Annotated in this window: 5 protein-coding genes and 1 pseudogene; 3 read left to right on the top strand and 3 right to left on the bottom strand. The window is 65.6% G+C overall.

All coding sequences use genetic code 11. The features are described from left to right. The 3 genes from AX750_RS17060 to AX750_RS17050 all read left to right on the top strand — a co-directional run. Window positions 1-439, top strand: a 439-nt coding sequence (locus AX750_RS17060) for a transposase (RefSeq protein WP_348626286.1), incomplete at its 5' end; no start/stop codon positions are given. Next, the gene (gene tnpB / locus AX750_RS17055; RefSeq protein ID WP_067254789.1) at window positions 436-792 is read left to right on the top strand and encodes an IS66 family insertion sequence element accessory protein TnpB; all 357 of its coding nucleotides are present in this window, start codon (window positions 436-438) and stop codon (window positions 790-792) included. The genes AX750_RS17060 and tnpB, both read left to right, overlap by 4 nt. 98 nt (window positions 793-890) lie before the next feature. Next, the gene (locus AX750_RS17050; protein WP_156449785.1) at window positions 891-2,369 is read left to right on the top strand and encodes an IS66 family transposase; all 1,479 of its coding nucleotides are present in this window, start codon (window positions 891-893) and stop codon (window positions 2,367-2,369) included. Here AX750_RS17050 and AX750_RS17045 read toward each other — a convergent pair. The 3 genes and pseudogenes from AX750_RS17045 to AX750_RS17035 form a co-directional block, all read right to left on the bottom strand. Next, window positions 2,345-2,638 (bottom strand): annotated as a pseudogene (locus AX750_RS17045) (integrase core domain-containing protein); the annotation flags it as partial. The gene AX750_RS17050 and the pseudogene AX750_RS17045 sit on opposite strands and share 25 nt — an antisense overlap. A 25-nt stretch (window positions 2,639-2,663) precedes the next feature. Further along, complete coding sequence (locus AX750_RS17040; RefSeq protein WP_067254782.1) at window positions 2,664-3,296, bottom strand: plasmid pRiA4b ORF-3 family protein; 633 nt, start codon at window positions 3,294-3,296, stop codon at window positions 2,664-2,666. Further along, on the bottom strand, window positions 3,293-3,988 hold a 696-nt coding region (locus tag AX750_RS17035), incomplete at its 5' end, for an IS66 family transposase (RefSeq protein WP_210173042.1). The genes AX750_RS17040 and AX750_RS17035, both read right to left, overlap by 4 nt.

Raw genomic sequence — 3,988 nt, 5'->3', positions numbered from 1 at the left:
CCGAAATCCACTTAGCGACAGCCCCAAAACTGTTCAGATAAACCGAGCCAGCTCTGTCTTCACTGGGACTGGGCGCCGACGAGATTGGTCGGACGACGACAAGGCAAGGATCGTGGCGGAGAGCTACGAGCCGGGCGTGACGGTGAGCGAGATAGCGCGCCGCCATGCCTTGTCTCCGCAGCAGCTTTTCGGCTGGCGGCGTCTTTTGCGGCAAGCACCAGAGCCGGCATCATCGCCCATGTTCGTGCCTGCGGTTGTCGATGCAGTTCGTTCGGCACCCGAGACCGTGAGGCAGCCGACCACGCGTCGTCGTCGCACTATCGCCAGGCCGAGCGGCGGGATCGAGATCGAGATTGAAGGCGTCGTGGTGCGTGTCGGAACCGGCGCGAGCCCGAAGACGATCGCCGCGGTGATCGGCGCGCTGAAGGGCGGCTCGTGATCGGCCCGACCGGCGCGGTCCGCGTCATGATCGCGACGAAGCCGGTCGACTTCCGCAAGGGCGCGGAGGGGCTGGCCGCGTTGGTGCGCGAGAGCATGGGCGCCGATCCGTTCTCCGGCGCGGTCTATGTGTTCCGGGCGCGGCGCGCTGACCGGATCAAGCTCGTCTACTTCGATGGAACGGGCGTCTGCCTGTTCTCGAAGAGGCTGGAAGACGGCAAGTTCCAGTGGCCCGCGATTGCCGACGGCGTCGTGCGGCTGACGGCGGCGCAGCTTCAGGCGCTGCTCGAAGGCCTTGACTGGCGACGCGTGCATGAGCGGCGTGAGACGCGCGTCCCCGTCGCGGCAAGTTGATCGATCAGCGCTAGCAAGCCACTGTAATCCATGATTGAATCGGCTTCGTGAGCAACGCAGCCAACCCATTGATCAGCGATCCGATCGCGCTTCGGGCGATGCTGGCGGAGGAGCGCGCCGAGAACGAGCGGCTGCGTCAGATCATCAAGGAGCTGCAGCGTCATCGCTTCGGCCGCCGGGCCGAAAGCCTGCCGGTCGACCAGTTGCTGCTGGGCCTCGAGGAGGCTGAGCAGGTCGAGGCCGAGAGCTTCGCCGGTGAGGAAGCGGCCGATCCGGGCAAGCACATCGAGCGGGCCAGGAAGCGCCGCGCTAACCGCGGGTCGTTTCCGGCGCACCTGCCGCGCATCGAGCAGATCATCAACGTCACTGAGCGGAGTTGCCCCTGCTGCCGCGGGCAGCTCCACGTCATGGGCGAGGACGTCTCCGAGCGTCTCGATATCATCCCTTCCCAGTTCCGCGTGATCGTGACGCGTCGGCCGAAATACGCCTGCAGGACCTGCGAAGAGGTCGTGGTGCAGGCGCTCGCGCCCGCCCGCCTCGTCGAGGGCGGCATCCCGACCGAAGCGACCGTCGCTCATATCCTCGTCGCGAAATACGCCGATCATCTGCCATTGTACCGGCAGGCCCAGATCTATGGCCGGCAGGGGGTAAACCTGGACCGATCGACCCTGGCCGACTGGGTCGGCAAGGCGGCCTTCCTCCTGCGGCCGGTGCATGAGCGCCTGTTCGAGCGACTGAAGGCTTCGACCAAGCTCTTCGCTGACGAGACCACGGCGCCTGTGCTCGATCCGGGCCGCGGCCGGACCAAGACCGGCCAGCTCTTCGCCTACGCTCGCGACGAACGACCTTGGGGCGGCGTCGATCCGCCGGGCGTCGCTTATCTCTACGCGCCTGACCGCAAGGCCGAGCAGGCGGTCCGGCACCTTCAAGGCTTCGTCGGCACGCTGCAGGTCGACGGCTATGCGGGCTACAAGGTCTTGGCCGATCGCAATGCCGTGGGCCTGGCCTTCTGCTGGTCACACCTCCGGCGTAAGTTCTACGATCTCGCGCAAGGCGGTCCCGCGCCGATCGCCACGGAAGCGCTCGCGCGGATCGCCGAACTCTACCGTATCGAGGGCGAGATCCGTGGCCGATCCGCCGAGGAGCGCCGCGACCTCCGCCAGGCGAAAAGCCGCGCGATCGTCGATGCGCTCGAACCGTGGTTGAAAGCGAAGCTCGGCCTCGTCAGCCAGAAGAGCAAACTCGCCGAGGCCATCCGCTACGCCCTCTCGCGATGGGCGGGCCTCAGTCGCTTCCTCGACGACGGTCGCGTCGAGATCGACTCCAACGTGGTCGAGCGCGCCATCCGACCGATCGCTTTGAACCGCAAGAACGCGCTCTTTGCTGGATCCGATGGCGGCGCCGAGCACTGGGCAGTCGTCGCCTCGCTCGTGGAGACCTGCAAACTCAACGGCGTCGATCCGCAAGCCTACCTCGTCGACGTCATCACCCGTATCGTCGCCGGCCATCCCCAGAGCCAGCTCGATGACCTGCTGCCATGGGCCTATGCGCCTCAGCCGCTCAAGGCAGTGGCCTGAGAACAGCGCTTACTGATGAACTCGCGAGGCGAGCGGAACTTCAATCCTGAGTGCGGGTGGACCTCGCAATAGTCCTCGATCCAGAGGGGGAGCAAGGTGAGGATGGTGTCGGCGTCGGGTAAGGTCGTCACGCGAGCATAGTCACGTTTCAGCGTTTTGACGAAGGCTTCCGACATTCCGTTCGACTCTGGGCTGCGAACGGGGGTGAAGAGCAGCGCCAGGCCGAGGGTGCGTGCTGTGTCGGCTGTGTCCCTGGCGATGTAGGCGCTGCGTAACCGTCCGGTGTCGGCCCTTTCAGCTTTCTGATGGGCGGCTTTTGGCGAAGGCGGCCTTCCCGATGGCACGGCGTCGGGCCAGCTTTGCGACGTTGGCCTTGATGTTGGGAAGGTCGATGTCCTCTGGCTCGAAGACCCGTCCGTACCATTCGATCAGCCGCTTGCGTTCGGGATGTCTGGGCTTTGCCATGGCCTCGACGAACTCCTCGAAGCCGGGGATTCCGCCGACGTCTTCCGGCGGAGCGCGGCGGGCGCCGTCGACAAAGCGCGGGTATTCGAGGCCGGGATCGGCATCACCGATGGCCTCGATCGTGAGCGTGTGCTCCCAGTTGTCGCCGAAGTCGTAGGTGTAGGCGAAGCGCTTCAGGCCGCGATCGGTCAGCGGCCCGAGCTTGGTGTTCTTGGCGTCGCTGAGCTTGATCCACCCATCCGGGTCGGGGATGCCGTAGCGCCTGCTTTGGCCGTCGATCTCGATCGTGAAGTCGAAGAGGTGATAGTTCTCGAACAGCATGACGGCCTGGATGACCTCGTGGAGGCCTCTCAGGGTCGTCGTCAAGGGAACCTCGACGCGCCGCCAGACGGCCGGCTCGACATGATCGAGCACGATTTTGATGCAGGCGATGCGATCGACATGGGAAGCGGCCGAGATCATGCCGCCAGCGTAACGGCCTCTCGTGGCGTCTGCCAGTTCCAGGGCGCGAGATCGCTGATCCGGTTGATGGGATGGTCGCCGATGCGAGCCAGGACGTCCCGGAGATAGGCCTGCGGATCAAGGCCGTTCAGCTTGGCCGTCTCGATCAGGGTGTAGATGACGGCGGCACGTTCGCCGCCGGTGTCGGAGCCGGCAAACAGCCAGTTCTTGCGGCCGATGGCGAGCGGCCGGATCGCGCGTTCGGCGGCATTGTTGTCGATCTCCAGACCGCCGTGATCGGCATAGCGGGTCAGAGCCGGCCAGCGTGACAGGCCGTAGCGGATCGCCTTGGCGAGTTCGCTCTTGCCCGACAGCTTGGACAGCGTCGCCTCGAGCCAGCTTCGCAGATCGGCGAGCCGTGGAAGGGCGTGCTCTTGACGCGATCGTCGCCGTTCGTCGGGCGGGCGGCCACGGAGGGCGTCCTCGACCTGGTAGAGCTCTCCTATCCGGCGCAAGGCCTCGGCAGCGACCGGCGAGGCGTTGGACTGGTGGATATCGAAAAACTTGCGCCGGACATGGGCCCAGCAGGCGACCTCGCTGATCGCGGTGCGCTGATCGGGGCTGTCGGCATAAAGCTTGTCGAAGCCCGCATAGCCGTTGTCAGGCGACACGACAAACTGCCCCCCTGACGCCATGAGGAACTGACCCCTCTG

The sequence above is a fragment of the Methylobacterium sp. CCH7-A2 genome (assembly GCF_001557075.1).
Classification (GTDB): domain Bacteria; phylum Pseudomonadota; class Alphaproteobacteria; order Rhizobiales; family Beijerinckiaceae; genus Allobosea; species Allobosea massiliensis.
The sequence above is the reverse complement of the archived record's forward strand: the minus strand, read 5'-3'. Positions and strand labels throughout refer to the sequence as shown.

Coding starts and splice junctions, on each gene's coding strand:
- AX750_RS17040 (WP_067254782.1), bottom strand. CDS start 3,296: ATGATCTCGGCCGCTTCCCATGTCGATCGCATCGCCTGCATCAAAATC.
- AX750_RS17050 (WP_156449785.1), top strand. CDS start 891: ATGCTGGCGGAGGAGCGCGCCGAGAACGAGCGGCTGCGTCAGATCATC.